This is a genomic window from Acidihalobacter aeolianus, assembly GCF_001753165.1.
Taxonomy (GTDB): Bacteria; Pseudomonadota; Gammaproteobacteria; order DSM-5130; family Acidihalobacteraceae; genus Acidihalobacter; species Acidihalobacter aeolianus.
The window spans coordinates 2741439-2766885 of the sequence record NZ_CP017448.1; the positions used below are offsets into that span (position 1 = coordinate 2741439).

A 25447-nucleotide genomic window follows, 5' to 3' on the forward strand; every position below is an offset into this window, starting at 1 on the left:
GGTTTGCTTTCCTGCTTGTACAGGCCTTGGAGAGGACGCCATGCAAGCCCAACGAAGCCCGGTGATCGACGACACAACCCTGCGCGACGGCGAACAGTCGGCAGGCGTCGCCTTCTCGCTCGACGAGAAGATCGAGATTGCACGCGCGCTGGTCGAGCTCGGCGTCCCCGAGCTTGAAGTCGGCATTCCGGCGATGGGTGCTGCTGAACGCGACTCGGTCCGCGCCATCGCACAGCTCGGACTCCCGGCGCGGCTGGTGCTGTGGAGCCGCATGCGCACCGACGACCTTGCCCTGTGTGCGGATCTCGGCGCGCAGATGGTCGATCTGTCGATACCGGTTTCCGACCAGCAGATCCAGCACAAGCTGGGCCGCGACCGCAACTGGGTGCTCGCCTGCATCGGGCGTCACGTCGCCGCGGCACTGGATCTCGGCCTAGAGGTCTGCGTCGGCGCCGAGGACGCCTCACGCGCCGACCCCGATTTTCTCGATCGCGTCGCCGAGGCCGCCCAGCTCGCCGGCGCGCAGCGCATGCGTTTCGCCGACACGGTCGGCATACTCGACCCCTTCGGCGTCTACGAGTGCATCTCCCGCCTGCGTGCCCGCTGCGACCTCGACATCGAGATGCACGCCCACGACGACCTCGGACTCGCCACGGCCAATACGCTGGCCGCCGCGCGCGCCGGGGCCACCCACCTCAACACCACGGTCAATGGCCTTGGCGAACGCGCCGGCAATGCCGCGCTGGAAGAGGTGGTGGCCGGTCTGCGCCATCTCTACGCGATGGAGACGGGCATCGACCTGCAGCGCTTTACCGGGGTCTCGCAGCTCGTGGCGAAGGCCTCCGGCCGCCCGGTCTCCTGGCACAAGAGCCTGGTCGGCGAAGGCGTGTTCGACCACGAGGCCGGCATCCATGTCGACGGCCTGCTCAAGGACCCGCACAACTACCAGGGTATCGATCCCGGCGAGCTGGGCCGCAGCCACCGCTTCGTGCTCGGCAAGCACTCCGGCGTGCATGCCCTGACCCACGCCTACGCGGAACTCGGTATCACCCTCACCCGCGACCAGGCCGAGGCACTGCTGGAGCAGCTGCGCGGCTTTGCCACCCGCGCCAAGCGGGCCCCGCTGCCCGAGGAACTGCTCGGCTTCTACGGCGCACTGGCGCCTCTGCCCACACCCGGCACGCACTAGGAGGACCGCATGACCCTGCATCTGCAGCCGCGCATGAACCCTGTCCGTCCGACGCTGTTCGCGCAATGGCGCGAGGACATCGCCTGCGTGTTCGAGCGCGACCCGGCGGCACGCAGCCGCCTGGAGGTCCTCACCACGTATCCCGGCGTGCATGCGCTGGTCGTGCACCGCCTGGCGCATCGCCTGTGGACCTCTGGCTGGCGTTATCCGGCCCGTCTGCTCGCCTTCGCCTCACGGCTGTGGAGCAATGTCGACATTCATCCCGGCGCACGCATCGGCCGCCGCCTGTTCATCGACCATGGCGCCTGCGTGGTGATCGGCGAAACCGCCGAACTCGGCGACGACGTGACCCTCTACCACGGGGTCACCCTGGGCGGCACCACCTGGAACGCCGGCAAGCGCCACCCGACCCTGGGCAACGGCGTGCTGGTCGGTGCCGGCGCCAAGATACTCGGCCCGATCACGCTGGGCGACGGGGTACGCGTCGGCGCCAACTCCGTGGTCATCAACGACGTGCCCAGCCAGCGCACGGTGATCGGCATTCCCGGGCGCATTGTGCAGACCGGCCCGCGGCCCGCGGAGGCACAGGGCATCGACCTCAACCATCATCTCGTGCCCGATCCGGTCGGCAAGGCGATCGCCTGCCTGATGGCGCGCATCGACACCCTGGAAAACCGCCTCGCCGTGCACGAAGCCGCCCCCGAGACGGACTGCACCGAATGCGAGGCCGAAACCCTGTGCGAAGACCACGCCACGGCGCGTACGCCCACCCGCAAGGCGAGCTGACATGGACCTGCACGACTTCGACGATTCGGAACTCTATTTCGAGCATCCGCTGGACCCGGAAGCCCAGGCCCTGATCGAAGCCGCGTCGTCGTACTACGGGGAGGCCGCGGCAGAGGCCGAGCGCTGCCTGCTGCGTGCGCATCTGATCGCGCCGCGGCATCTCAGCGTGCTGGTCGCGCTGTATCGCTTCTACTACTACCAGCATCGCTACGACGAGGCCCTGCGGGTCGCCGAGCACGCCCTCGAAACCGCCGGTGCCGCGCTGCACCTGCATGGCGACTGGCGCAGCCTGACCGTCTCCGCGATCGCCGCTGCGGGCGCGCGCTCGATGAACATGCTGCGGTTCTACCTGTTGGCGCTCAAGGGCTCGGGTTTCCTGTGCCTGCGCATGGATCGCCGCGCCGAGGCTGCTGAACGCCTAGGCATGGTGACCGCCTTCGACCCCGGCGACCGTCTCGGCGCGCGCTTCCTGCTGCTCATGGCACAGGGCGTGGACCGGCTGCCCCATACGACTTGACCCACTGAGGACATCCCCATGCACGACGACGATTTTTCCTTTGAAGACGACCTGGAATCCCTGAGCAGCGCCGAGGATTTCCTCGACTATTTCGAGGTCGAATACACCCCTTCGGTGGTCCACGTGAACCGCCTGCACATCCTGCAGCGCTTCCACGACTACCTGGCGCGCGCCGCCGATCAACTGCCCGAGGCCGAGGAACCGCGGCGCATGGCGTACAAGACCCTGCTCGAACGCGCCTACCTCGACTTCGTGAAGTCCGATGCGCTGACCGAGAAGGTGTTCAAGGTCTTCAAGCAACAGAACGGCGGCGGCTTCGTGCCGCTCAGCCAGCTCGCCAAGTGACATGAAACCGCGCTTCGAATACGGCTCGGAAGTCCGCCTGGTGCGCAACGTGCGCAACGACGGCACTTACCCGGGACTCGACCCCGGCACGATGCTCGTGCAGCGCGGCTCCGTCGGATACGTACGCGACGTCGGCACCTTTCTGCAGGATCAGGTCATCTACTCGGTGGATTTCATCGACTTGGGCATGCGTGTCGGTTGCCGCGAGGCCGAGCTGATCCCCGCAGATGCCGAATGGGTGCCCAGCCGATTCGAGTTCCGCGACAAGGTACGGGCACGGCAGCCCTTGGCCATATCCGGGGAAGTGCGGGTACAGGCCGGCCAGAGCGGCGAGATCCAGACCGTGATGGAAGGCGACGACGGCACCCCGCTCTACGAGGTGCGCTTCCCCGGACTCACCCTGTTGGTTCCCGAGGTTGGGCTATTGCCGGAGGATGACGCAGAGCAGGAGGACAAACATGACGACTAAGGCCGCTTCGCGGCGCCCGGCAGCGGCGCGACTCGCACCCGAAATCGCCTATCTGGCGCTCGACATGGCCATGGAGAAGCACCACAAGCCCCTGTCCGAGCTATCCGACGAAATCGCCGAACAACTGCTCGGCGAGGCCCATCGGCGATTCCGTCTGGAGCGCCGCATGCTCGCCTCGACCAGTGGACTGGTTGGGCAGGTGCCCGCCTCCACTCTGCAGGAGGCGGAAAACCAGGTCCGCGAACGCTATGCCGATGTCACCGAGTTCCGTGCAGACCTCGAACGCAACGGCATGGACATCGACGGTCTGCGTGTGGCGCTGCGTCACAGCCTGCGCGTCGAGGCAGTCCGCGCGCACGTGCGCCAGCAGGCGCCTGCCGTGGACGAGGTGGACGCCAGTCTTTACTACCAGGCGCACCGCGACGATTTCTCCCTGCCGGAAACCCGCGTGGCCAGCCATATTCTGGTCACCATCAATCCCGCCTATGCGGAAAATACGGAAACCGCCGCCGCTCGCCGTATCACCGATGTTCGCGCACAGATTGCGGACAACAAGGCCAGTTTCGACGATCTAGCCATGCGTCACTCCGAATGCCCCACGGCCCTGGAAGGCGGCAGCCTCGGCCGGCTGCGCCGCGGCGCCCTGTACCCCGAACTCGACAAGGTGCTGTTTACACTCGGCGAGGGCGAACTCAGCGACGTCGTGCGTTCGCCGCTGGGCCTGCACATCCTGCGCTGCGACCGCATCCATTCCCCGCGCGTGATCGACGAGGAACGGGCTTTGCCGCGTATTCTCGCCATGCTCGAGAAACGCCAGCAGGACGCCTACGAACAGGCCTGGATGGAGGCCCTGCAGGCCGAAACCGGCGACTGAACGGCCACAAGGATTTATCGCTCAAGCCCCCGACGCCCGCACTTGCGGGCGTCGCCGTATACGCATCTCATGGATTGGAATAATTGGCAGATAAACCACAAGACAGGCAACACTATTACAAAACAAAAAAGCCAGAGAGCGACGCATGCACGCAAAAACGACTAAACATACTGACGAGCATCTGGAAGCTCTCGGGGGAAACAGACGCCATGCGACCGCATCCAGTGCCGACTCGGCACGAAGTCGTCCTGCACGCCGACTCGTTCATCGTCTCGAAAACCGATCCGCGCGAGCGGATCACCTACGCCAACCGCGTGTTCATGTCGATCTCCGGCTATCTCGAGCCCGAACTGCTCGACGAACCGCAGAGTATCGTGCGTCATCCGGACATGCCGCGCGGGGTGTTCAAGCAGCTCTGGGACACCATTCGTTCCGGCGAGGAATGCTTCGCCTACGTCAAGAACCTGTGCAAGAACGGGGATTACTACTGGGTCCTGGCCAACGTCACTGCGGACCGAGACCCGGCCGGCAATATCACCGGGTATTATTCCGTACGCCGCAAGCCGGACCCGCGAGCGGTCAAGACCGTCATCGAGGTGTACCGCGAGATGTGCGCCATCGAAGCGTCCAGCACGGCCAATCAGGCACCGACCGCCTCGCTCGCCTACCTCAACCGGATCATCGCGGAGCGCGGCATGGTCTACGAGACCTTCATCCTCAGCCTTTGAGCAACCCCACCCTTCACGCGCTTGCTCACCGCCATCGGCAACGCCACCTGTTATGGTTAGAATGCGCGCCATGAACGACCTCGACGCCGCACGCGACACCCTGGCCGCCCTCGGGCGCGGTTTCCATGCGCACGGCTGGGTGCCGGCCACGGCCGGCAACTTCTCGATCCGCCTCGACAACGGCCAGATCGTGATGACCCGCTCCGGACGCCACAAGGGACGGCTGACGGCGGAGGGTTTCATGCGCCTCGACGGGCTCGGTCAGCCGCTAGACGAGGGCACGCCCTCAGCCGAGGCGGGGTTGCACGTCGCCCTGTACCGCCGCTGGCCGGAAATCCGCTGCGTGCTGCACACGCATTCGCCGCGCGCCACGGTGCTTTCGCGCCGCCGCGGCAAACACGTGACTCTGGCCGACTACGAACTGCTCAAGGCCTTCGATGGGATCGACACCCACGAGATGGAGATCGAACTACCCGTGTTCGACAACGATCAGGACATCGCCGCCCTGGGCGCGCGCGTCAACACCTGGCTGGACCGCCATCCGGCGCCGCCCGGCTACCTGATCCGCGGTCACGGCCTGTACACCTGGGGACGCAATCCCGAGGCCACCGAGCGCCATGTCGAGGCGCTTGAATTCCTGTTCGAATGCGAACTGCTGGCCAGCCGTTAGGAGCACGCCATGAGCCAACTCGACATCTACGCCGCCGACGACGCCACCCTCGAATCCACCCTCACCGGCTTCGCCGACATCGCCGGCGCCCTCGGCGACGTGGGCGTGCGCTTCGAACGCTGGTCCGCCGATGCGCCGCTGGCGCCGGGCGCCAGCCAGGAGGAAACCCTCGCCGCCTACCGCGCGGACGTCGATCGTCTGATGCATGAAAGCGGCTACCAGTCCGCCGACGTGGTCAGCCTCACGCCCGACCACCCGCAGCGCGAGGCCCTGCGCGGCAAGTTCCTCGACGAACACACCCACGGCGAGGACGAGATCCGCTTCTTCGTCGAGGGCCGCGGGTTGTTCTACCTGCACATCGGCGATCGCGTGTACGCCGCGCTGTGCGAGAAGGGCGACCTGATCAGCGTGCCGGCCGGCACGCCGCACTGGTTCGACATGGGGCCGCGGCCGCTGTTCACGGCCATTCGCCTGTTCGGCAATCCCGACGGCTGGATCGCACACTTCACCGGCAGCCCGATCGCCGGCCGCTTTCCCCGCCTGGACGACTGAGACCTTGATCCGCGCCATCGTCACCGACGTCGAGGGCACCACTTCCAGCCTCGCCTTCGTCAAGGACACGCTATTCCCCTACGCGGCCAGCGCACTGCCCGCCTTCGTGCGCGCCCACGGCGACGATGCCGAGGTCGCAGCCCTGCTCGCCGAGGTGGCGGCCGAGACGGGCGCCCGCGACCACGCGGCGGTGATCGACACCCTGCTCGGCTGGATCCGCGAGGACCGCAAGGCGACCCCGCTCAAGACACTGCAGGGCCTGATCTGGGCCGAGGGCTATGCCAGCGGGCGGCTGCGCGGACACGTCTACGCCGACGCCGTGCGTCAGCTGCGCGCCTGGCATGCCGCCGGCATCCGACTGTACGTGTATTCCTCGGGGTCCGTGAAAGCACAGAAGCTGCTGTTCGCGCATACGCCTTTCGGCGATCTGACCCCGCTGTTCGACGGTCACTTCGACACCCGCATCGGGGGCAAGCGCGAGGCCGCGAGCTACCGCGGCATCATCGCCGGGCTGGGCCTGCCCGCGGACGAGGTGCTCTTTCTTTCGGATGTATGCGCGGAACTGGACGCCGCCCGCGAGGCCGGCCTGCGTACCTGCCAGCTCCTGCGCGAAGGGGTGGACCCGAAGCCCTGCGGCCATCCGCAGGCGGCGGATTTCGACGGGGTCTCGCTGGACGTCTAGCTGCCGCGGGATTATGTCGCCGGCGTCTCGAACACGCCGACATCGCTGCGCCCCTTGGCCTTGATCCGATACATGGCCTGATCCGCATCGCGGATGACGGATTCGCTGTTCGTCGAATCGGGACCGAGCAGCCGCACGCCCACTCTGGCCCCGACCTTCAGTTCGCGCCCGCCGATTTCCATCGTTTCGCCGATCGCGGCAACCAGCTTGTATGCTGCCTCTACCGCCTTGTGTTCCGCAGACACCGGATCGGCTGACAGGCGCTGCAGCAACACCAGGAATTCGTCGCCACCCATGCGACTGACCAGGTCCTCCCCTCGCGTGACGGCATGCAACCGCTGTGCGGTGACGCACAGGACCAGATCACCCACTTCGTGTCCATCGTGGTCGTTGATCGCCTTGAACCCGTCGAGATCGATCAGCAGCAGGGCTCCGTACGCGGGATTGCGCCGGTAAGCGGCGAGGGCGCGGTCCAATTGCTCGACCAGCAGACGACGGTTGGACAAGCGGGTCAGGGGATCGTGATATGCGAGGTGCGTCACTTCATTCAGCAGCCGATTATGCGCAGCGACGAAGGGCTGTACGACCCAGGCATAGATACAGGGGATGGAAATGGCGGCGAGCAGTACGGCGTCGAACAGGGTTTCTTCCCAAGCATGATGTCCCGAGAACATCACCTCCAGCAGCACCATGACCGCAGCTTCGATGGCGGTGATGATCAGCGTGATGCGTACGATCACCTGCCTGATACTCAGAACACGGGTCGTATCGCCATGGTTGGGCTCGCTCAACCCCTCTGCGGGATTCGTCCTGGCCTCATACTCGTTCATTGATCTATGCCCTTGGCCACACGGGTTTATTGACTATAAACCATCCCAGTAGCGCAAAGGCTCGGGGCACTCATGCGACGGGGAAATGCCTATGTCTGCGACATCCAGGCATGCATCGAGGCAACCTTCACTGTGACCGCTGGAAAGCACGGCGTTACGCTTGCACGCTCGGTGAGGCTGCCCGATACTCCCCGGCCGAACCATCCACGCTGCACGACGGCATGCACATGCTCATCCTGACGCTGTCCGGGTTGATCGTTCTCGCGCTGGCAGTCGGCTTCGTCAAGTTCGGTCGCCCTCGGCGGACGGCTCGGCGCAGATCGCTGGCTGAGCGCATCGACGACCTGCTGCCACAGACACAATGCGGGCAATGCGGCTATCCGGGCTGCCGCCCGTATGCGGACGCTATCGCTGCCGGCGAGGCGGAGATCAACCAGTGCCCACCGGGCGGAGAGGCCGGTATCCGCGTTCTGGCGCGTCTGCTCGGGCGCACGCCGTTACCGCTGAATCCCGTGCACGGAACGCCTAAGCCGAGGGCAGTGGCGCGCATCGACGAATCGACCTGCATCGGCTGTACATTGTGTATTCAAGCCTGTCCGGTGGACGCCATCGTCGGAGCCGCCAAGCTCATGCACACCGTGATCGCCGCTGAATGTACAGGCTGCGAACTCTGCCTGCCGCCCTGCCCGGTGGACTGCATCGAACTGCGACCGGCACCCACGGATCACTGGCGGCTGGAGGGCTGGAAGGCGATCAGCCCACAGATGCAGGCCCGCCGTCGCACCGACCTCGCCCGCCGCCGTCATCAGGCACGGACAATCCGGCTCGCCGCCGAAGCCGCAGCGCTTGCCGAACGACGAGCGCGCCGACACGCGCCGCCGCAGCCGACCGAGCCGGCCGCACCCAGCGCAGACCCCCGCCAGGCCGTGATCCGGGCCGCCGTGGAGCGTGCCCGTGCACGCAAGGCGGGACTCCGTGCGCACCAGGCCAACGAGAAACCATGACGGGGGACAACTGAAGGCCCATATAGGGCTGTACTTCGGCAAACTCTGATATACTTTTGAACTCGCCTAAGACCCCATAGAAGGTCAGGGCATCGCCTTCGCCAACCAGCGAAAGCACGGCAACGAAAATAGAATTGAAAACCGTCCGCAGGCAATGCGGGACTTCACCGCGGCAGTCATCGCGGACAGGTCTTTTATCCGGCTCGGCGCTGCGCTGGGCCAAGCGCGTCCGTGACGGCGCCTCCGTCACCGCGCAGATTGTTTCCGAAAAATGAGATAGACGCATAGGAGAACCAGCATATGTCCGGCCATTTCCCCTTCGCGGGCACCCGCGGCACCCGCTACGGCTTGGCGCCCCGCATGACCATCAGCGCCTTCTACGAGAAGAACCAGTTCAACTATTCGTTGCAGGAAGCCTATTACAAATGGTGGTACGACTGGGCCAAGGCCTTCGTCGAGCAGGACGCCGACCTCAAGGCAACCATGGGCGGCCGCTTCGCTTCCTATCCGATGGGCCAGCATTCCGAACACAGCTTCCACCTCAACCACCGCTATTGGGCGAGCTGCATGGACGATCTCGGCGGCTTCATCCGCAACGTGATCTTCCCCAAGCTGGACGACAAGGCCATGCACAAGCTTGAGGCCGATCACGACAAGCAACTCAAGACCCTCAAGAGCCAGGTGAAGGAGAGCGGCTACGAGCCCGCCCCCGACGTCGGCCACTTCCGCCACATCTAATCGTCCGGCGCCCACGCCCCCCAGCCGGGGTGCGTGGGCCGCATCGCATGAATCCCACCACCCGCCGCCAGATGTTCGAACGGCTCCAGGCCCTCACCCCCGAGCCGACCACCGAACTCGACTACGGCACCCCCTTCGAGCTACTGGTCGCGGTCATCCTCTCGGCCCAGGCGACCGACAAGGGCGTCAACAAGGCCACGGCCAAGCTGTTCCCTCAGGCCAACACGCCGCAGGCCATCCTCGATCTCGGCCTGGACGGCCTCAAGCAGGCCATCCGCACCATCGGCCTGTACAACGCCAAGGCGGAAAACATCATCAAGACCTGCCGGATACTGGTCGAACGCCACGCCGGCGAGGTACCGCGCGAGCGCGCGGCGTTGGAGGCCCTGCCGGGCGTCGGGCGCAAGACCGCCAACGTGGTGCTCAACACCGCCTTCGGCGAACCCACCATCGCCGTGGACACGCACATATTCCGCGTATCCAACCGCACCGGCCTGGCCCCGGGCAAGAACGTCAACGAGGTGGAGCAGCGCCTGCTCAAGGTGGTACCGCGCGAATTCCGCCGGGATGCCCATCACTGGCTGATCCTGCACGGCCGCTACGTCTGCACCGCACGCGCACCCAAATGCCCCGATTGCGCGATCAACGACCTGTGCGACACCTATCGCCGCGCCTCGCCTCATCGTGCTCGCCGCGCCGGCAGTACGGTCTAGAGCAGACTGGTGCCTGCTCACACTATGTGGTGGAGTGCTGTTGTGACTGAAAAACCGCCAATCAAGGCGCGAGGAGCGCAGTTTGGTGACTCCAAATCAGCGCGAGCAACACAGAGTGGCGGTTTTTCAGCGGCAACCTGCTGGGTCGGGCCGCTTTTTGCGTCTCGCGGTGTTGTCGCTCGCTCATGTGGCCGGCCACACCGCGCTCGCTGCGCCTGGCGAGCCACGAAAAATGGCTCCGGCAGCACGCCACCGCATCGTGTGAACAGCCGCCCCTAGTATCCGGCTTCCAGCAGTTCTCGTGCTGCCGCCGTCAGTGCGCGAGGCACAAAACCGAATGGCGATGGTCCGCCTCCGGCATCGCACCAGAGCCATGCCGCACGCAGACCGTACAACCAGACCAGCGCCATATCGCCTTCCAGGGAACCACGCCCTGGCTGTAGCCGCCGCGCCAGCATGATCAGCGCCTCCCTTCTGGCAGGCTCAGTGACCGCAGCCCCGCGGATACGGTAAAGCGCTTCGAACATCAGCCGGCGAGTCTGCCGCCTGCGTCGCAGGCGGCGAGCCGTGCGTACATAGCGATGTACTGCATCGAGGACCGATGTCTGCGCATGGTCCGCAACATCCAGAGCCGCCAGGCTCAGGAATTCACGCAAACCCGGCGAGAGTGCCACACGACCGCCCAGGGCATACTCCACCGATCCGGCGTTCAGGCGCAGGATGCCCGCGACCAGGCGATGCCTCATGCGCTCGTTCACACGGCCGCGACGCGCATACCTCGCCGCCTGCACCATGGCGGCAACCGCCAAGGCGCAATCGCGCATATCCTGCTTGTCTCGCGTCCTCAGGCGCACTCCGTGCCAACCACCCAGCAGCACGAGCGAGACCATCTCAATCAATTGGCGATCCGGAAGGCCGAACATGGGAGTGGCTCTCCGCACGATATGCACCGTGTGACAGGAAATTGCGCAGACGCCCGGGAAAAGCCCGGGAGTCTGCGCTATCTAGATGCGCAGGCTTCAGTCACCCAAAACGGGCTTGCGGTCTCCCTCGCCGTATAAGGCGTAGGCTTCCTCGCCATGCGCGGCGTCATCGCCGATCAGCAGCATTTCCTCGTCCATTCGCAGCGGCGTGATGAAGGAAATGATCTTGAGCAGAACAAAGGTCATCACCACGTTGAGCACGATGATGAAGGCGGCCCCGAGCAGCTGCAGGAGGACCTGGTGAAAGTTGCCGTAGAGCCACCCGCCTGGATTGCTCAAACCGAAGGCCTTGCACAGATCCGGGGTCGCGAAGATACCGGTGAGCAACCCGCCGAGCACACCCGCGACGGCATGCGTGTGAAAGACACCCAACGTGTCGTCGACCTTGCGGAACAGGCTCATCTTCTTGCCGAGCACGTTCATGGTGAACCACGGCACACTGCCGGAAATCAGGCCGATGATGATCGCGCCGTAACCATTGACCACACCCGCGGCCGGGGTGATCGCCACTAGGCCGGTAATCATGCCCTGGATCGCGCCGATCACCGAGGGTTTCTTGAATACCATCACATCGATGATGACCCACACCAGCAGACTGACTGCCGTGGTGATATTGGTGTTGAGCACTGCCACGCCAGCGTCGGCGCTGGCCGAGTAGGGATCGCCACCGTTGAACCCGTCCCAACCCAACCAGAGCAGTCCGGCACCGACCAGCGCCAGCAATATGTTGTTGGGCAGAAAACTTTCACGATCCCTGGGTAATCGTGGACCGATCACCGCCGCCGCTACGAAACCGGCAATACCAGCGGACAAATGGATGACATAGCCACCCGAATAATCGATCACGCCCAACTGGGCGAGCCAACCACCGCCCCACAGGCTGAATGCGCCGACACAGTAAGAGAACGTCAACCACAGCGGTACGAACAGTACCCAGGCCTTGAAACTCATGCGCCCCAATAATGCGCCTGCAAGAATGATCAAGGTAATTGCGGCAAAGACGAACTGGAAGAAGATCATCGTTGCCATGGGGAAGGCGGCCGTCGCTCCCGCTGCCGGGATGTCGGCCTGAGATAACTCGTAATGCCCCATCAAGGCAGGCTCAGGCATCCCCAGAAACGGGAATAACTTAGGCCCGAAGCCCATGTTGTAACCCCATAAAACCCAGGCCACCAAGACTGCGGCGAAGGCATACAGGGCCATGAAAGCCGAGTTGATCGCCCATTTTTTCTTGACGATGCCACCATACAGCACGACCAGTCCGGGTACGCTTTGCAGACCCACGATCGTGGCAGCAGCGAGCTGCCAGGCATTGTCGCCGTGATTAAGCCACTGACCCGCCATTTCTGCGCTCCTTGTCCTGTTGTGATCGAATTCCGCGCGCTTTTTCAGACGCGAGAAAACCGCCTCACATGCAGGCAAATTACGTACCAGAAAGGCATGCCAAGCATTACGGCATTTTTACACAAATAATTGTTTTTTCTAATCAAATAAAACCCAAAATAGTGCATGAGCACAGAACACATGCACTCAAAAAAAGCATCCAAAATAATTATTTTGTTTTAATTATTTAATTTTTAATTATCAGACGATTAACAACGATCATCCGACCCACAGAGCAAGTGCTCCGAACGCTAGACAATAAATCGCATAAGGCCGCAGCGCGCTGACCTCATGACCGCTGAACCAGCGCATCAGGAACCACGTGGAAAGCCACGCGAAAATGCCGGCCAGCAGACCGGCCAGCACGATGACGTGCACCAATCCACCAGGTATCCCATGGTGCAGCAACTTGGGTACTTCGAGCACTCCAGCCGCTGCAATGATCGGTGTCGCAAGGAGGAATGAGAAACGCGCCGAGGCGGCATAGTCGAGCCCTGCGCCCAGTCCGGCGACCAGGGTTGCGCCAGAGCGTGAAAGGCCCGGAATCAGCGCCAGCGACTGCGCCAGTCCGATGGCTAGCACCTTGCCCCAGGTCAGGCTGTCGAGACCGCCGTTGGGCGTTCTCCTTTTGAGAGTGTCACCCAGCAGCAGCATCAACCCATTGACCATGAGAAATATACCCGCGACCCAGAACAGGCCGAACAGACGGCTGATCTGGTGATGCAACGCCAATCCGATCAGCCCGGCCGGTATGGTGCCGGCCACCAGCATCCAGAACAATCTCGCCTCGGCATTGCCTGCCCCGCCGCGGGCCCGCCACAGGCCATTCAGCAACTGCCACCAGTCGCGCCAGAAGTAAGCCAGCAGAGCCGTGGCCGTTCCAAGGTGCAGTACGACGATGAACGGGAGAAACCAGGGTGCATCGCGGTTGAGCGGCCAGTGCAGCATCGCCGGCACCAGGACGCTGTGCCCCAGGCTACTGATGGGAAACAGCTCGGTCACCCCCTGCAGGATGGCCATGAGGAAAAGGTGCAGGCTGGATGGCTCGCTCACGGTGGCGTCTCGTCTCGTCGAATTGGTGGTCCGCCAGTCTAGCGAAGGCTCCGCCGGCGGCAAAGCGTCACAGGTGACGGTCTGGTAACACGACACGCCCCCAGACGCTTGCAGCTTCGGACAAGCGACAGCATAGTGATGCCCCTGCTCCGGACAACATCAGGAAATGCTCATGGATCTATGGTTGGAGGGCCGCGTCGTCGAGAAGCGGCAGTGGACGGAAAGACTGTTCACAATGCGCATTGAAGCATCCATGGATACGTTCAAACCAGGCCAGTTTGCCCGCATCGCCCTGGACATCGACGGCGAGCGCGTGGCGCGCCCCTATTCCTGCATCAACACCCCCGACGAACCCTGCCTCGAGATCTACTACAACACGGTGGAAAACGGGCTGTTCACCACCGCGCTGCTTTCGGTCGGCGTTGACGATCCGATCTGGGTGGCACGCCAGACCTCCGGCTTCTTCACGCTCGACGAGGTGCCGGATGCCGAAAACCTGTGGATGATCTCCAGCGGCACCGGGCTCGGCGTCTTTCTCTGCCTGCTGAAGACAGAAGAACTGTGGCGTCGCTTCGGCCAGGTGCGCCTCGTACACGCCGTGCGCTTTGCGCGCGAACTGAGCTACCGCGAGGCCATCGACGGCTTCGCGGCCGCGCATCCCGGACGCTTCGCTTACATCCCGTTCGTAAGCCGCGAGCCGGTCGCCGAGGCGTTAGAGGGACGCATCCCGCAGGCCATCGTCGACGGCCGCCTGGAAGCGCGTGCCGGCATGCCTTTCGACCCCGAGAACACCCAGGTGATGATCTGCGGCAACACGAATATGATCCAGGACACGAGTGCGGTGCTGAGCGAGCGCGGCATGCGCCGCAACCGCCGCCGTACCCCCGGACACATCACCACCGAAAAATACTGGTAGGGTCGGTCAGTCACCATGGTCAAACAGTGACTCGGCGCGCTTGAGCGCGTCGCGCCCACCGCGCAGCACCAGCACATCGCCCGGCTCGAGTTGCAGGTTTTCATCCGGATTCTCGCCGCGAATGCCGCCACGCCGGATCGCCTCCACCCGGATGCCGGCGGAGTCCAGATCGAGCGCGGCGATGGTACTGCCCGCCGCCTTGGCTTCGGGCTGTACTGTCACACTGTGCAGACGCTCGCGCAGCGCCTCCGCCTCACCGGCGAACAGCCCACGCAGACTGCGATAGTGATCCGCACGCTCCTGTTCGATGCGTTCGTTGATCACCTCGTCGGGGATATCCAGGCGCTGCAACAGCACCCTCGCCAGCAGCATGCTCGATTCGAGCGTTTCCGGCACCACCTGGGTCGCGCCCATTTTTTCCAGGCGTTCCAGGTCCGCCTCGTCGCGTGTGCGCACCAGAATCGGCAGGTCCGCGCGCCGCTTGCGGGCGGCCTCGATGATGCGTTCGGCAGTGTGCGCATCGTCGAAAGTGATCACCATCGCCCGCGCCCGCGACAGACCGGCCGCGCGCAGGATCTCGCCATGGGTGCTGTCGCCGTAGAAGACGTGCTCACCCGCTTCCCAGGCATCGCGGATCAGATAGGGATCGAGGTCCAGCGCCACGTAGTCCACACCGTCCGCACGCAGAAAGCGCGCGAGATTCTGCCCGATACGACCGAAGCCGCAGATGATCACGTGATCGCCGAGCTCGCGCGCCGCCCAGCCGAGATGCCGGGTATCGGCATGTCTGCCGCGCAGGTAGGTGCGCGCGAACAGGGCCTTGGCCATGCGGCCGTTGTAACGCAGCAATGGCGGGGCGAGCAGCATGCTGAGAATGATCGTGGCGAGGATGGCCTGGCTGTCGGTCGGCGACAGCAGATTCCGGTTCAGCGCCAGGGCCAGCAAGGCGAAGCCGAACTCCCCGCCCTGTGCCAATGCGACACCGGTACGCAGGGCTACGCCGTTTTCATAGCCGGCCCAACGCGTCAGCGCCATCACCAGCAAGCCCTTGCCGACGATCAGGCCAACCAGCATCAGCAGCACCAACGGCCAGACCTCGGCCAGGGTATGCAGATTGAGACGCAGACCGATGCTGATGAAGAAGAGCCCCATCAGCACATCGCGAAAGGAACGAATGTCGGTCTCGATCTGGTGCCGGTACTCGGTTTCGCTGAGCATCATGCCGGCGAGGAATGCCCCCATGGCCAGCGACAGCCCGAGCAGATAGGTCACCCAGGCAGCGGTCAGCGACACCAGCAACACGGTCAGGGTGAACAGTTCGGTGGATTTGGCAGCGGCAATCACATGGAACAGCGGGCGCAGCAGCCAACGTCCCGCGGCAAGCATGATCACAACGGCGAGCACACCCTTGAGCAACGCAATGGCGAGCGACAGCCAGAGACCGTCGAGCGCGCCGCCTGCCAGTATCGGGATGGCCACCAGGAACGGCACCACCGCGAGATCCTGGAACAGCAGCACGCCCAAGGCGAGCCGCCCGTGACGCGAATGGATTTCCAGCTGCTCGTTGAGTTGCTTGACCACGATGGCGGTGGAGGACATGGCCAGCGCGCCACCCGCGACCAGCGAGCCCGCCCAGCTCACCCCCGACAACAGGGCGATTAGCGCTCCGGAAAAGGTCGACAGCAAGACCTGCGCCCCACCCAAGCCAAGGACTATCTTGCGCATCGACAAAAAATGCGAAATCGAGAATTCGAGACCGATGGTGAACAGCAGGAAGACGAGCCCGATCTCAGCCAGCAGATGGATCAGGTCGCTGTCCTGCAGCAGACCGAGCGCGTGCGGACCGATCGCGATGCCGACGAACAGATAGCCGAGCACCGGCGGCAGATGCAGGCGTCGGAAGATGGCGACGCCCAGCACCGCAAAGGCTAGGAGAATCAGTACTCCGTCAATGGCGTGGTGTTCCATCCCTCCCCCTGAACGGCACGACGCGGCCCGGCAGCGGCGTCTCAGCCTCCTTGTTGCCGGCGGAGTCCACATGCGGCCAGTCACCACGCACCAGGGCGGCGGTGCGGCCCAGGCAGACCGCCTCACCCCGGCGGCGGTCATCTCCGCCCAGGCTGAACTCGAAGACATAGGTCCGGCGCACGCGCAGCCGCCCGTCGCGGTCGCGGGCCAGCCCCAAGCCATGCAGCGCGATCGTCTCGTCGAGCAGCTGCACGCCTTCGCGGGCACAGGCACGGCGACATGCGGTCAAGGCCGCTTCGCGCGCGCGCAGCGAGGCGACCCACCACCATACCAGCACCCCAAGCAGTCCCAGCAGCGTCAGACTCATAGGCGCGAGTGTACCCCAGCCGCTCTACGCAACGGTGCCAGGAATATGGCAAAGTGTGACGCCATACATCGCGTACCTCCACCATGCGACCCGACATAAACCAACTCGCGCAACTGCTGGTTGAAACCGCACAGGCCGAGCTCAAGCCGCGCTTCCGGCGTATCGGCGCGCAACTCAAGGCAGATGGCAGCGTGCTGACCGAGGCCGATCTCGCCATGGACCGCCGCTTGCGCGAAACGCTTGCCCGGAAGTGGCCCGGAATCGCCTTTCTCAGCGAGGAAATGCCATCAGAAGCCCAGCAAGAGGCGCTCGCCACGGGTCGCCCACTGTGGTGTCTCGACCCGCTCGACGGCACCAGCAATTTCGCCGCAGGCATACCCTTGTACAGCGTATCCCTGGCGCTCATCGTTGACGGGCAACCCAAGCTGGGCATGGTTTACGACCCTGAGCGCGACGAATGCTTCACCGGTGTGCACGGTGAAGGCAGCCGGATCAATGGCACCCCTCTGGCCGCGCATCGGTCTACGGTGCTTTCGCGCGCGGTCGGCATTGTCGACCTCAAACGTCTGCCCAAGCCGATGGCGGCCCACCTCGCCTGCGATCCGCCCTACCATTCGCAGCGCAATCTCGGCACCTGCGCGCTGGAGTGGTGCTGGCTTGCCGCCGGGCGCGGCGATTTCTACCTCCACGGCGGCATGCGTCTGTGGGATCTAGCGGCCGGCAGTCTTATCCTGGCCGAGACCGGCGGGAAGGCATCGACCCTGGACGGCGACACCGTGTTCAGACCGACGACCGCGCCCCGCTCCGTGGTTGCCGCACGCGATGCGGGCCTGTTCGACGAACTACGGCAGAATCTATCCAACGATATGGGAGAACAGACATGAGCGATGCCAAGAAAACGCCTGCCCAGGGAGGCGACTGGCGCCTGCGGTTGAGTCCGGAACAATACCGCGTCACCCGCGAATGCGGTACCGAACCCGCATTTACCGGCTGCTACTGGAACCATCACGAAGCCGGTCTCTACCACTGCGTCTGCTGCGGTGCCCCGCTCTTCCGCTCCACGGAAAAATACGACTCAGGCAGCGGCTGGCCGAGTTACTGGGGGCCGGTCGATGAACACGCCGTACGTCAACTCGACGATCACAGCCATGGCATGCACCGCATCGAGGTACGCTGCGCCAGCTGCGATGCCCATCTGGGGCACGTATTCCCTGACGGTCCGCCACCCAGCGGGCTGCGCTATTGCATCAATTCCGCATCGCTCGACTTCGCACCGGAAGAGACGGGTAATTCGCGATGAGCACACTGCAAGGCTGGCTCCAAGGCCTGCAACATATCCTCCCGGGTATCGGCCTGCTGCTGGGCGGCGCGCTCGTCGTCATCATTCTGCAGCGCTGGATCGGCAAAGCGCTGGCGCGCTGGCGCCGCCACACCCGGATGTCGATCGACACCGCCCTGTTTCTGCAGAGGCTCGCGGCCGGCGTGCTGTGGACCATGCTGGCGCTGATCGCACTACGCTTCATGGGTGTCAACGTCGACGGCCTGTGGGCAATCATAGCCAGTACCCTCGCCGTAGTCGGGGTCGGCCTACTGGCCGTCTGGACCATGGTCAGCAATATCACGGCCAGTCTGTTTATCTGGATCTGGCGTCCCTATGAATTGGGCGAACATATTGAGCTACTGCCCGACGGCCTGAAAGGCCGCGCGGTCGACCGCAGCCTGATGTTCACCGAGATCCGCGAGGAGGATGGGAGTACGCTAATGGTACCCAATAACCTGTTCTTCCAACGCGTGATCCGCCGCGCACCGAACGACGGACACAAGGCCACGTTGGAACGCTGGGAAAGCGAGGAAACGCCCCCGGGTTAAGAAGTTGGCCGTTTAACACTGCTCCCAGGGCAATCCCTCGAAGCGCCAGCCGGCCACCGTGCTGCGGCGATGATGCGCGTCGAGCGGCCCCTCGAAACCGTCCGCCACATAGAACACCCGCGCAAGACCTGCGTCGACCAGCACCTGACCGGCCTCCTGCGAGCGCCGACCGCTGCGGCAGATCAGCACCACCGCCGGGCAATCGCCGTCCACGCAGCGGCTACCACCCAACATCAGCTCACGCAACTGAAGCACGAAACGTGGATTCGGCGTCCAGTCCGGTTCGTCCAGCCAGGCCACGTGCACGGCCCCGACCGGATGGCCGATCATCAGAAATTCCATCGATGAACGCACGTCGATCAGCAACGACTGCGGTTCCTCGGTGAGCATCCGGCTGGCATCCACGGGACTGAGCGGAACCGGTCCGTTGCGATCCTGATCGCTCATCGCAGCACGCCCTCACCCGGCGGGGTGAGCTCGATTACACATATATATTTCGTATCCATAGATACGAAATATATATGGTTACTTGCCGGCTGTCATCGCCCCGTTTACGCCTGGCTCAGAGCGTCGGCGGTGTACGTCGTGTCGGCGCCGTAAAGTCGATCTCAGGCCCGGGCGGGATCAGCCCCCGCGGATTCAGCTCGGGGTGACTGGTGTAATAATGACGCTTGATGTGGTCCATGTTCACCGTACCGGCCACACCGGGTACCTGATAGAGCGCACGGGTGAAATCCCATAGCTCAGGGTAATCCACCAGACGCCGGTGGCTGCACTTGAAGTGCACGTAGTACACCGCATCGAAGCGCACCAGGGTGGTGAACAGCCGCCAGTCCGCCTCCGTCACCTGCTCTCCGGTCAACCAGGGTTGCCGGTTCAATCTCTGTTCGAGGCGGTCCAGGGTTCCGAACAGACCGTGGTAGGCGCGCTCGTAGGCCTCCTGCGACTCCGCGAAACCGGCACGGTACACGCCGTTGTTGACGTTGCCGTACACCTCGGCATTGATTTCGTCGATCGCACCGCGCAGTTCGGCGGGATACAAATCGAGCCCCGGCTTCGCGGTGACCGCGAAGGCCGAGTTGAGCATGCGGATGATCTCGGAGGACTCGTTGTTGACGATGGTCTCGCGCTGCTTGTCCCAGAGCACGGGGACCGTGACGATCCCGGTATAGCCCGGGTCTGCGCGGCTGTAGAGCTCATACATATAGTCAGCATGGTAGAGACTGTCGCCGGTAGCCCCGGGATAGGCATCGAACGACCAACCTTCCGGCCCCATGTAGGGATGCACCACCGAGTACGAGATGGCCGTTTCCAGGCCTCTCAGCGCGCGGAAGATCATCGTCCGATGCGCCCAGGGGCAGGCATGCGAGACATACAGATGATAGCGCCCGGCCTCGGCAGGGAAGCCCCCTTCGCCGCTAGGGCCAGGACGGCCGTCCGGCGTCACCCAGTTGCGAAACTGTGAGTCCAGACGCACGAACTCACCGTCTTCGGTCTCGTGCGCCATCCAGTCGCTCTGCAAACTGCCGTTGATCAAGAGACTCATGCCGTCCTCCTCAGTCGCGCCGAGCCATACCGTCAAGGCTGATCCGGCCCGCTCCGACCACACCCACCACCAGCAGGCCTCCGGCAAATGACAGGTCTCCCATCAACAGGATCTTCTGCATGCCGTTGGCAATGTCGTGGTGGAAGATGATGGCGGTGACGATGCTGAACGCTGAGAGTGCGAGTGCCACCCAGCGGGTCTGCCAGCCCAGCACCAATGCGGCGCCACCACCGACCTCCAGCAGAATCACGAGGGGTAGCGGAATCGGCGGTACGCCAAAGGCGGCCATGTATTGCGCCGTGCCGTGATAAGCGAGAATCTTGTCGATTCCGGCAATGACGAAAATCTGTGCCAGCAGGATGCGGCCTGCGAGCATGGCGATGTTTCTGGGCATGTCCGACTCCTTTCGTGTCCGATGAAGACCGCATGTGCGGCACGTCACTTAAGGTAAGACATGCTTGTTGGCTGCACATGCAAATTTCTGAGCATGTCGCTCAGGAATTTTGCATGTGCAGCTTATCGGATCAACGCCTAGGAAGCATCCTCGAGCAGCGGGTACACGCCCTCGGCATCGTGCACTTCCTGGCCGGTCAATGGCGGATTGAATACGCACAGGCATTCGAAGTCGCTGATCGCATGCAGATTGTGTTCTTCGTGCCCGTTCAGCGTGTACAGAGTGCCTGGGGTGATGTGATAGCGCTTGCCATCCGCCAGGGTCTCGATTTCCGCTTCGCCGGAAATGCAGTACACCGCCTCGATGTGATGCTTGTACCAAATGTGCGTCACACTGCCCGCGTACAGCACGGTATGGTTAAGCGAGAAGCCGACCTTATCGGCTCGCACCAGCAGTCGGTTGCTTTCGAAGGTATCGGTGCGCACCGAACGGTCAGTGCCGCGCACGTCATTCACCTGTTTGACGATCATGGGTCTGTGTCTCCTGGGTATCGGAATCGGTCAGACGGCCTCGTCCAACCGCATTTGCGGTGCACCGAGTACGTCGCGCGCCGCGGCCTGGAGAATCTCGATGCCGGTGTCGAGGTCCGCGGTTTCGATGGTCAGGGGCGGCATGAACTTGGCCACCTCGTCATCCGGCCCTGCGGTTTCGTGGATCAGGCCGCGCTTGAAGGCGGCCTGCGAGAGCTGCTTGGCCAGCCCTTCCCGGGTGCATACCAGACCCAGCATCAACCCGCGACCGCGAACGCCGGAAAAGTCCTTGGGATAGGCTTCTGCCAAACCTTCCAGAGCCTCGCGCAAGGTCTCGCTACGCGCCGCGATCTGCGCCTCGAAATCATCGTTCTTCCAGAATTCCAAGGCGGCGGTTGCGGTGACGAAGGCCGGGTTGTTGCCGCGGAAGGTCCCGTTGTGCTCGCCGGCATCCCATTGATCGTATTCGGGTCGGATCAGGGTCACCGCCATGGGCAGGCCGTATCCGCTGAGCGATTTTGAGAGGCAGACGATGTCAGGCACGATGCCGGCTTCCTCGAAGCTGAAGAAGCTGCCTGCGCGACCGCAGCCGGCCTGGATGTCGTCGACGATCAGCAGCATGTCGTACCGCTTGCACACTTCGGTGAGCCTGCGCAGCCAGTCCATGTCGGCTACGTTGATCCCGCCCTCGGCCTGGATGGTCTCGACAATCACCGCAGCCGGCAGATCCACGCCACTGCCGTTGTCGCTGAGGAACCGATCCATGTATTCGATGGTATCGGTATCCTCGCCGAAGTAACCATAGAAAGGCATGGTGTCGCTGAGCGTCAGCGCGACACCCGCACCGCCCCGCTTGAACGCGTTGCCGGTTACCGACAGGGCACCCAGGGTCATGCCGTGAAAGGCATTGGTGAAGGAAATCACCTTCTCGCGGCCGGTGACCTTGCGTGCCAGCTTGAGCGCGGCCTCGACCGCGTTGGTGCCGGTAGGCCCGGGGAACTGTACTCGGTAGTCCAGTCCACGCGGTTTCAGAATCACGTCGCGGAAGGTTTCCAGGAACTCGGCCTTGGCGCGTGTGGCCAGGTCCAGCCCATGGGTGATGCCATTGCGTTCGATGTAGTCGATCAGGCGGGCCTTCATCAAGGGATGATTGTGGCCATAGTTGAGCGCGCCAGCACCGCTGAAGAAATCGATATAGCGCCGCCCCGCCTCGTCGTATAGGCAGGCGCCCTCCGCATGATCGAACACCACGGGAAAGCTGCGAATGTATCCTCGAACCTCGGATTCCAGTGTCTCGAAGATTTCCATCATGCGTTGACCTCACTGAGTGTGTACAGGGAAAGCCCCATATTCGGGCGACCTGCATCGGGATGAACGAAAGGGCCGATGTGTATGGATGGCTCCGGCGCGTGGTCGCCAGGGAAGTGATCCGCCGAGAAGCCGCTGCTTTCGCGCATCGGCGCACCAAGATCATTGGCGAGTGAGGAGAACAGGGCGCGCGAGGCGCGGTTGCTGGGCTCGATGGTGGCCTCGATCCGGCTCACATCCGGATGTCTAAGCAGGACGTCGTGCAACAAGCGCTTGGCAAGACCCTGCCCCCGCGCGCGCTGGGCGACGCCGATCTGCCAGACAAACCAGACATCCTCTCTCATCGGCGGGCGATAGCCGGTCACGAAGCCGGCAAGCCCGCGTCCGTCCTCGGCGACCGCTGCGGTGTCCGCATAATCGCGGCACTGCAGCAGGTAGCAGTAGGAAGAATTCACGTCCAGTACGCCTGACTCGCGCACCAGGCGCCAAATATGTCGGCCGTCGTCGACCTTAGGTCTACGTATTCTCATGTCAGGCCTCCTGTTTACGAGCCGTCTTTGCGGCATGGGAACCGGCCGCCGAGGCTGGGCCCGTATCGGTCAGCGATCCGCTGGTTAGCAAGGGAGCGGCATCGATATCCTGGGCATCCATCAGATTCGCGATCCGCTGCAGCGAGGAAAGCAGCAGCGTGCGCTCCCAATCGGCGAGCGCGTCGAGGCGCTCCGCGAAGCGTTCCTGCAGCAGTGGCGGCGCATGTTGAAAGATCTCGATCGCCTTGTCCGTCGGCCTCACGTAGACCCGCCGCTTATCGCTTTCCGAACGAAGCTTGGAAACCAGACCATGGCGCTCCAGTCGCTGCACGATCTCGGTCGTGGTCGCCTGCCCGAGCGAAACTTCCTTGGCCAAATCGCCAACAGTCAGCTCACCGAATGCGATCAGCGCCTTGAGCACCACGGCCTGCGGCCCGGTCAGGCCATGCGTGTGCGCCAGTTTGCGCGAATGGATTTCAACGGCGCGCATGATGCGGCGCAGCGCGATCATGATCTCGTCACTGATGGCGCGATTCAGCTCACTCATGGTCGAAATTATATCGAGTACGATATATTTATTCAAGGACAACGCCCCAAACGTAGCACCATAAGAACGCAATCAACAAATAACTATATGTTTTTAATGAAACAAAATAGGTGCGCACGATCCATCACAGTGCACAAGAGAACACGATTATATTTGTGTACGAATTATTAAAGCCGGGGACGCAGGCATGCAAAGAGTCCATGCGCTAAGCACGGCCGCGCTTGAGTACCGCAGACAGGAGGGGGGGGTTAGCGATCCGCGAAATACGCGGCGATATAATCGTCCAATGGCAAGTTCGTTTCGTTTTCCAACCGGGCTTGCGTGGCGAGCGACGTTTCGGCCAACTGTTCGAAAAACGCCCTCCGCTCCTCGGACAGCCCTTGGGCCAGAAAGAAATTCCGATGCTCCAGCGACATGCGCAGCGCGAAAGCATGAAAACTTTCCTTGCGCTCGCGCATTTCGCGCAGCATCCGCGCGGAAGGGGTCTCTTCCGGATCCCGCACCTTGGCCCTTTGCCGCTCCAGCGCGTGGCAGTACACGCCACTACTACCGCCATCGAGCAGTTCGCAGAAAGCCCCCATCGCATCGAGAATTTCCTCAGCCCAGTCGCGCATATCCACTTCCCAGGCATGACGCCGCAACGTGAGGCCAGGTTCTCGTCCTCGATGTGCGACGCGTAGGAAATTAGCGTCGATGTCGCGACGCTCGTCCGCGTCTACGAGCGGGCTGTCGCAGAACAGCGCGAAGATCAGCAGGGCTTCAATGAAACGCATCTGTTCCGGACTGACCCCCAGGGGGTGGTAGGCATTGACGTCCAGCGAACGCAGCTCGATGTAGCGGACGCCGCGGCGCTTGAGTGCGAGCGCCGGGCGCTCGCCATTCTCCAGCACCTGTTTGGGGCGCACACTGCTGTAATACTCGTTTTCGATTTGCAGGATGTTGGCATTGAGCTGACGGTACTGGCCATCGACTTTGACGCCGATTTCCTCGTACTTCGGGTACGGTGTACGGATGGCGCATTCGAGGCTGTCGATGTAGCTCGACAATGAGTCGTAACAAACCTTGATTCCGCTTTCTCCTTCCTTCGCATTGGTATATCCGATGTCACCCATGCGCAGAGAGGTGGCATAAGGCTCGTAATGCGTATAGGCATCGAATTTAGGCAGACGGGTCTCTCGCCCCTTGAAGAAGGAGACACAGACGGCGGGAGAGGCACCGAAGAGGTAGGGCACCAGCCAACCAAGTCTCTGCAGGTTGCGCAACATACCCATGTAGGATTCGGAAACGAACCCCACAGACGACCCAGTGACGCCCTCCAGTGCCTGCCTGACTGGCCAGAACGCCTCGCTCATGGAGAAATTGAAATGTACGCCGGCGATCACCTGCATCACACGACCATAGCGGTAACCCAAACCGCGTCGGTAGATATGCTTCATCCGACCGGGGTTGGAGCTACCGTATTGGGCGATGGGGATGCTGTCTTCTCCTCCGAGCATACATGGCATGCTGGTAGCCCACAGGAACTCGTCGCCCAAGCCTGAATACACGAACCGATGCGTATCGCAAAGGAATTGCAGGGTCTTTGCACTATCGTCACCCGGCGGGGTAATCAGCTCCAACAGCGCTTCGGAATAGTCTGTGGTGATGTATGGGTGCGCCAAGGCCGAACCCAGCGCACGTGGATGTGGCGACTGGGCAATCGCGCCGTCTGCCTGAACACGCAGGCTCTCCTTCTCCAACCCAATCTGGCCGCACCGCACCGCGTGGGCCTCACCCTGATCGATGATATTGCGCAAACGGCGCTCGGCTGATGAATACGAGGACATCGGGATCACGAGGTCTGAATGAATGAAGGGGTAGGCGAACGGCCGATTCTAGCGCAAACCGGCAATGCCAAGGGGAGACGGATTGGCGCTAGCCTGCATCACCGACTAGTATTCTCAGCATTGTGGTGCG

The 25447-nt window shown here is 63.1% G+C and carries 31 protein-coding genes; 17 read left to right on the plus strand and 14 right to left on the minus strand.

The annotated features are described in order from the left end of the window. Window positions 1-40 precede the first annotated feature (40 nt). From nifV to mtnC, 10 genes are all read left to right on the plus strand, one after another. The gene (gene nifV / locus BJI67_RS12660; RefSeq protein WP_070073324.1) at window positions 41-1189 is read left to right on the plus strand and encodes a homocitrate synthase; all 1149 of its coding nucleotides are present in this window, start codon (window positions 41-43) and stop codon (window positions 1187-1189) included. A gap of 9 nt (window positions 1190-1198) precedes the next feature. Beyond that, window positions 1199-1975 carry a serine O-acetyltransferase gene (cysE, locus tag BJI67_RS12665; protein WP_083250866.1) on the plus strand — a complete coding sequence of 259 codons (777 nt, stop codon included), beginning with the start codon at window positions 1199-1201 and terminating at the stop codon, window positions 1973-1975. A gap of 1 nt (window position 1976) precedes the next feature. Next, on the plus strand, window positions 1977-2492 hold the full coding sequence (locus BJI67_RS12670; RefSeq protein WP_038093391.1) for a hypothetical protein: 516 nt from the start codon (window positions 1977-1979) through the stop codon (window positions 2490-2492). Between the two features lie 18 nt (window positions 2493-2510). After that, a complete protein-coding gene (gene nifW, locus BJI67_RS12675) occupies window positions 2511-2837 on the plus strand; it encodes a nitrogenase-stabilizing/protective protein NifW (protein ID WP_038093389.1) in 327 nt (108 codons plus the stop codon). A 1-nt stretch (window position 2838) separates the two neighbouring features. Beyond that, window positions 2839-3306 (plus strand): nitrogen fixation protein NifZ, encoded by a 468-nt coding sequence (locus BJI67_RS12680; protein ID WP_070073325.1) that lies wholly within the window; start codon window positions 2839-2841, stop codon window positions 3304-3306. Further along, entirely contained in the window at window positions 3296-4180 is an 885-nt protein-coding gene (gene nifM / locus BJI67_RS12685; protein WP_070073326.1) for a nitrogen fixation protein NifM, read from the plus strand. The genes BJI67_RS12680 and nifM overlap by 11 nt, the downstream gene beginning before the upstream one ends. Before the next feature lie 209 nt (window positions 4181-4389). Next, window positions 4390-4908 carry a PAS domain-containing protein gene (locus BJI67_RS12690; RefSeq protein ID WP_070073327.1) on the plus strand — a complete coding sequence of 173 codons (519 nt, stop codon included), beginning with the start codon at window positions 4390-4392 and terminating at the stop codon, window positions 4906-4908. Window positions 4909-4978: 70 nt separating this feature from the next. Beyond that, the gene (locus BJI67_RS12695) at window positions 4979-5578 is read left to right on the plus strand and encodes a methylthioribulose 1-phosphate dehydratase (RefSeq protein ID WP_156782143.1); all 600 of its coding nucleotides are present in this window, start codon (window positions 4979-4981) and stop codon (window positions 5576-5578) included. A gap of 9 nt (window positions 5579-5587) precedes the next feature. Next, window positions 5588-6130 carry a 1,2-dihydroxy-3-keto-5-methylthiopentene dioxygenase gene (locus tag BJI67_RS12700; protein ID WP_070073329.1) on the plus strand — a complete coding sequence of 181 codons (543 nt, stop codon included), beginning with the start codon at window positions 5588-5590 and terminating at the stop codon, window positions 6128-6130. 4 nt (window positions 6131-6134) lie between these two features. Continuing rightward, entirely contained in the window at window positions 6135-6812 is a 678-nt protein-coding gene (gene mtnC / locus BJI67_RS12705; RefSeq protein WP_070073330.1) for an acireductone synthase, read from the plus strand. 11 nt (window positions 6813-6823) lie between these two features. Here mtnC and BJI67_RS12710 read toward each other — a convergent pair whose 3' ends face one another. Further along, window positions 6824-7642, minus strand: a complete 819-nt coding sequence (locus BJI67_RS12710) for a GGDEF domain-containing protein (RefSeq protein ID WP_083250868.1) — start codon at window positions 7640-7642, stop codon at window positions 6824-6826. 221 nt (window positions 7643-7863) lie between these two features. Here BJI67_RS12710 and rsxB point away from each other — a divergent pair, with 221 nt between their 5' ends. The 3 genes from rsxB to nth all read left to right on the plus strand — a co-directional run bounded on the left by rsxB (window position 7864) and on the right by nth (window position 10097). Then, the gene (gene rsxB / locus BJI67_RS12715) at window positions 7864-8646 is read left to right on the plus strand and encodes an electron transport complex subunit RsxB (RefSeq protein WP_197513099.1); all 783 of its coding nucleotides are present in this window, start codon (window positions 7864-7866) and stop codon (window positions 8644-8646) included. 300 nt (window positions 8647-8946) lie between these two features. Beyond that, window positions 8947-9384 carry a hypothetical protein gene (locus BJI67_RS12720; protein WP_070073332.1) on the plus strand — a complete coding sequence of 146 codons (438 nt, stop codon included), beginning with the start codon at window positions 8947-8949 and terminating at the stop codon, window positions 9382-9384. Between the two features lie 47 nt (window positions 9385-9431). Beyond that, a complete protein-coding gene (nth, locus tag BJI67_RS12725) occupies window positions 9432-10097 on the plus strand; it encodes an endonuclease III (protein WP_070073333.1) in 666 nt (221 codons plus the stop codon). A 275-nt stretch (window positions 10098-10372) separates the two neighbouring features. On the opposite strand, the gene BJI67_RS12730 is transcribed toward nth, so the two are convergent. The 3 genes from BJI67_RS12730 to BJI67_RS12740 all read right to left on the minus strand — a co-directional run bounded on the left by BJI67_RS12730 (window position 10373) and on the right by BJI67_RS12740 (window position 13516). Next, the gene (locus tag BJI67_RS12730) at window positions 10373-11020 is read right to left on the minus strand and encodes a hypothetical protein (protein WP_070073334.1); all 648 of its coding nucleotides are present in this window, start codon (window positions 11018-11020) and stop codon (window positions 10373-10375) included. A 96-nt stretch (window positions 11021-11116) separates the two neighbouring features. Next, window positions 11117-12424, minus strand: coding sequence for an ammonium transporter (locus BJI67_RS12735; RefSeq protein WP_070073335.1), 1308 nt, complete (start codon window positions 12422-12424; stop codon window positions 11117-11119). A gap of 258 nt (window positions 12425-12682) precedes the next feature. Further along, window positions 12683-13516 carry an undecaprenyl-diphosphate phosphatase gene (locus BJI67_RS12740; protein WP_197513101.1) on the minus strand — a complete coding sequence of 278 codons (834 nt, stop codon included), beginning with the start codon at window positions 13514-13516 and terminating at the stop codon, window positions 12683-12685. Between the two features lie 172 nt (window positions 13517-13688). On the opposite strand from BJI67_RS12740, the gene BJI67_RS12745 reads away from it, so the two are divergent. Further along, complete coding sequence (locus tag BJI67_RS12745) at window positions 13689-14432, plus strand: ferredoxin--NADP reductase (protein WP_070074151.1); 744 nt, start codon at window positions 13689-13691, stop codon at window positions 14430-14432. Between the two features lie 6 nt (window positions 14433-14438). Here BJI67_RS12745 and BJI67_RS12750 read toward each other — a convergent pair whose 3' ends face one another. Beyond that, window positions 14439-16400, minus strand: coding sequence for a monovalent cation:proton antiporter-2 (CPA2) family protein (locus BJI67_RS12750; protein ID WP_070073337.1), 1962 nt, complete (start codon window positions 16398-16400; stop codon window positions 14439-14441). Then, the gene (locus BJI67_RS12755) at window positions 16381-16767 is read right to left on the minus strand and encodes a DUF3301 domain-containing protein (RefSeq protein ID WP_070073338.1); all 387 of its coding nucleotides are present in this window, start codon (window positions 16765-16767) and stop codon (window positions 16381-16383) included. The genes BJI67_RS12750 and BJI67_RS12755 overlap by 20 nt, the downstream gene beginning before the upstream one ends. Before the next feature lie 83 nt (window positions 16768-16850). Between BJI67_RS12755 and BJI67_RS12760 the strand changes: the two genes are divergently transcribed. From BJI67_RS12760 to BJI67_RS12770, 3 genes are read left to right on the plus strand one after another with little or no spacing between them, the layout of a single operon-like run. Continuing rightward, window positions 16851-17651: an inositol monophosphatase family protein gene (locus tag BJI67_RS12760; protein ID WP_070073339.1), complete on the plus strand. Its 801-nt coding sequence runs from the start codon at window positions 16851-16853 to the stop codon at window positions 17649-17651. Then, window positions 17648-18067, plus strand: coding sequence for a peptide-methionine (R)-S-oxide reductase MsrB (msrB, locus tag BJI67_RS12765; protein ID WP_070073340.1), 420 nt, complete (start codon window positions 17648-17650; stop codon window positions 18065-18067). Before BJI67_RS12760 ends, msrB begins: the two co-directional genes overlap by 4 nt. Then, a complete protein-coding gene (locus tag BJI67_RS12770; protein ID WP_070073341.1) occupies window positions 18064-18636 on the plus strand; it encodes a mechanosensitive ion channel family protein in 573 nt (190 codons plus the stop codon). Before msrB ends, BJI67_RS12770 begins: the two co-directional genes overlap by 4 nt. Before the next feature lie 12 nt (window positions 18637-18648). Here BJI67_RS12770 and BJI67_RS12775 read toward each other — a convergent pair whose 3' ends face one another. From BJI67_RS12775 to gshA, 8 genes are all read right to left on the minus strand, one after another. Next, window positions 18649-19083, minus strand: coding sequence for a rhodanese-like domain-containing protein (locus BJI67_RS12775; protein ID WP_070073342.1), 435 nt, complete (start codon window positions 19081-19083; stop codon window positions 18649-18651). Between the two features lie 115 nt (window positions 19084-19198). Then, the gene (locus BJI67_RS12780) at window positions 19199-20182 is read right to left on the minus strand and encodes a glutathione S-transferase family protein (protein ID WP_070074152.1); all 984 of its coding nucleotides are present in this window, start codon (window positions 20180-20182) and stop codon (window positions 19199-19201) included. A 10-nt stretch (window positions 20183-20192) separates the two neighbouring features. After that, window positions 20193-20576 (minus strand): DoxX family protein, encoded by a 384-nt coding sequence (locus BJI67_RS12785; protein ID WP_070073343.1) that lies wholly within the window; start codon window positions 20574-20576, stop codon window positions 20193-20195. A 137-nt stretch (window positions 20577-20713) separates the two neighbouring features. After that, a complete protein-coding gene (locus BJI67_RS12790) occupies window positions 20714-21106 on the minus strand; it encodes an ectoine synthase (protein WP_070073344.1) in 393 nt (130 codons plus the stop codon). A gap of 30 nt (window positions 21107-21136) precedes the next feature. Next, complete coding sequence (gene ectB, locus BJI67_RS12795) at window positions 21137-22417, minus strand: diaminobutyrate--2-oxoglutarate transaminase (RefSeq protein ID WP_070073345.1); 1281 nt, start codon at window positions 22415-22417, stop codon at window positions 21137-21139. After that, complete coding sequence (ectA, locus tag BJI67_RS12800; RefSeq protein ID WP_070073346.1) at window positions 22414-22944, minus strand: diaminobutyrate acetyltransferase; 531 nt, start codon at window positions 22942-22944, stop codon at window positions 22414-22416. The genes ectB and ectA overlap by 4 nt, the downstream gene beginning before the upstream one ends. A 1-nt stretch (window position 22945) precedes the next feature. After that, a complete protein-coding gene (locus BJI67_RS12805) occupies window positions 22946-23455 on the minus strand; it encodes a MarR family winged helix-turn-helix transcriptional regulator (RefSeq protein WP_197513103.1) in 510 nt (169 codons plus the stop codon). A 284-nt stretch (window positions 23456-23739) separates the two neighbouring features. After that, on the minus strand, window positions 23740-25317 hold the full coding sequence (gshA, locus tag BJI67_RS12810; protein WP_070073348.1) for a glutamate--cysteine ligase: 1578 nt from the start codon (window positions 25315-25317) through the stop codon (window positions 23740-23742). Window positions 25318-25447: the final 130 nt, after the last annotated feature.

Bases quoted from the DNA above. Each gene is read 5' to 3' on its own strand.
- nifV (WP_070073324.1), top strand. From the start codon at position 41: ATGCAAGCCCAACGAAGCCCGGTGATCGACGACACAACCCTGCGCGAC.
- cysE (WP_083250866.1), top strand. From the start codon at position 1,199: ATGACCCTGCATCTGCAGCCGCGCATGAACCCTGTCCGTCCGACGCTG.
- BJI67_RS12670 (WP_038093391.1), top strand. From the start codon at position 1,977: ATGGACCTGCACGACTTCGACGATTCGGAACTCTATTTCGAGCATCCG.
- nifW (WP_038093389.1), top strand. From the start codon at position 2,511: ATGCACGACGACGATTTTTCCTTTGAAGACGACCTGGAATCCCTGAGC.
- BJI67_RS12680 (WP_070073325.1), top strand. From the start codon at position 2,839: ATGAAACCGCGCTTCGAATACGGCTCGGAAGTCCGCCTGGTGCGCAAC.
- nifM (WP_070073326.1), top strand. From the start codon at position 3,296: ATGACGACTAAGGCCGCTTCGCGGCGCCCGGCAGCGGCGCGACTCGCA.
- BJI67_RS12690 (WP_070073327.1), top strand. From the start codon at position 4,390: ATGCGACCGCATCCAGTGCCGACTCGGCACGAAGTCGTCCTGCACGCC.
- BJI67_RS12695 (WP_156782143.1), top strand. From the start codon at position 4,979: ATGAACGACCTCGACGCCGCACGCGACACCCTGGCCGCCCTCGGGCGC.
- BJI67_RS12700 (WP_070073329.1), top strand. From the start codon at position 5,588: ATGAGCCAACTCGACATCTACGCCGCCGACGACGCCACCCTCGAATCC.
- BJI67_RS12710 (WP_083250868.1), bottom strand. From the start codon at position 7,642: ATGAACGAGTATGAGGCCAGGACGAATCCCGCAGAGGGGTTGAGCGAG.
- rsxB (WP_197513099.1), top strand. From the start codon at position 7,864: ATGCACATGCTCATCCTGACGCTGTCCGGGTTGATCGTTCTCGCGCTG.
- BJI67_RS12720 (WP_070073332.1), top strand. From the start codon at position 8,947: ATGTCCGGCCATTTCCCCTTCGCGGGCACCCGCGGCACCCGCTACGGC.
- nth (WP_070073333.1), top strand. From the start codon at position 9,432: ATGAATCCCACCACCCGCCGCCAGATGTTCGAACGGCTCCAGGCCCTC.
- BJI67_RS12730 (WP_070073334.1), bottom strand. From the start codon at position 11,020: ATGTTCGGCCTTCCGGATCGCCAATTGATTGAGATGGTCTCGCTCGTG.
- BJI67_RS12735 (WP_070073335.1), bottom strand. From the start codon at position 12,424: ATGGCGGGTCAGTGGCTTAATCACGGCGACAATGCCTGGCAGCTCGCT.
- BJI67_RS12745 (WP_070074151.1), top strand. From the start codon at position 13,689: ATGGATCTATGGTTGGAGGGCCGCGTCGTCGAGAAGCGGCAGTGGACG.
- BJI67_RS12750 (WP_070073337.1), bottom strand. From the start codon at position 16,400: ATGGAACACCACGCCATTGACGGAGTACTGATTCTCCTAGCCTTTGCG.
- BJI67_RS12755 (WP_070073338.1), bottom strand. From the start codon at position 16,767: ATGAGTCTGACGCTGCTGGGACTGCTTGGGGTGCTGGTATGGTGGTGG.
- BJI67_RS12760 (WP_070073339.1), top strand. From the start codon at position 16,851: ATGCGACCCGACATAAACCAACTCGCGCAACTGCTGGTTGAAACCGCA.
- msrB (WP_070073340.1), top strand. From the start codon at position 17,648: ATGAGCGATGCCAAGAAAACGCCTGCCCAGGGAGGCGACTGGCGCCTG.
- BJI67_RS12770 (WP_070073341.1), top strand. From the start codon at position 18,064: ATGAGCACACTGCAAGGCTGGCTCCAAGGCCTGCAACATATCCTCCCG.
- BJI67_RS12775 (WP_070073342.1), bottom strand. From the start codon at position 19,083: ATGAGCGATCAGGATCGCAACGGACCGGTTCCGCTCAGTCCCGTGGAT.
- BJI67_RS12780 (WP_070074152.1), bottom strand. From the start codon at position 20,182: ATGAGTCTCTTGATCAACGGCAGTTTGCAGAGCGACTGGATGGCGCAC.
- BJI67_RS12785 (WP_070073343.1), bottom strand. From the start codon at position 20,576: ATGCCCAGAAACATCGCCATGCTCGCAGGCCGCATCCTGCTGGCACAG.
- BJI67_RS12790 (WP_070073344.1), bottom strand. From the start codon at position 21,106: ATGATCGTCAAACAGGTGAATGACGTGCGCGGCACTGACCGTTCGGTG.
- ectB (WP_070073345.1), bottom strand. From the start codon at position 22,417: ATGATGGAAATCTTCGAGACACTGGAATCCGAGGTTCGAGGATACATT.
- ectA (WP_070073346.1), bottom strand. From the start codon at position 22,944: ATGAGAATACGTAGACCTAAGGTCGACGACGGCCGACATATTTGGCGC.
- BJI67_RS12805 (WP_197513103.1), bottom strand. From the start codon at position 23,455: ATGATCGCGCTGCGCCGCATCATGCGCGCCGTTGAAATCCATTCGCGC.
- gshA (WP_070073348.1), bottom strand. From the start codon at position 25,317: ATGTCCTCGTATTCATCAGCCGAGCGCCGTTTGCGCAATATCATCGAT.